The sequence below is a fragment of the Vibrio sp. S457-15 genome (genome assembly GCF_000960545.1).
Taxonomy (GTDB): Bacteria; Pseudomonadota; Gammaproteobacteria; order Enterobacterales; family Vibrionaceae; genus Vibrio; species Vibrio parahaemolyticus.
In genome coordinates this window covers 1-378 of record NZ_JYOQ01000134.1, presented here as the reverse complement: position 1 = coordinate 378, position 378 = coordinate 1, and the positions used below count along the sequence as shown (strand labels likewise).

Below are 378 nucleotides of genomic sequence, written 5' to 3'. Positions count from 1 at the left end.
CCATGTTTTGGGGGATCCGTTTGGAAAAAAAAAACACAAAAAAATGGCCACCTCGCTCAAGTTCGTCGTCAAAGAAAGACGTGTAAAAAAGACACGCTCCCCCCTAGCCCCATAGCTCAAGATCGCATAGGCGTTGGTGAACACTTGATGATAGGTGGTCCGCCGCTCTTTTCATTTCTCAAATCACTTTATCCGTTATCAATAACTCCTCGATTAAGACGCGATTCAGCAATCTCGTTTGAGCTTAATCCATTAGAGACTATTGCCTGACCTAAGTCCTCAACCACAATGGTCTGGTGAGCGTTAGCTTCAGTAGTAATGCTCAAAGACACATTGTCTGTCGTGGCATCGTCCACCTCTTCAAAATAAACAAGTAAA

1 protein-coding gene is annotated in these 378 nt (G+C 43.9%); it reads right to left on the bottom strand.

Going from position 1 to position 378, the window contains the following annotated elements; genetic code table 11:
* Positions 1–188: 188 nt before the first annotated feature.
* On the bottom strand, positions 189–378 hold a 190-nt coding region (locus UF05_RS26565), incomplete at its 5' end, for a hypothetical protein (RefSeq protein WP_048852554.1).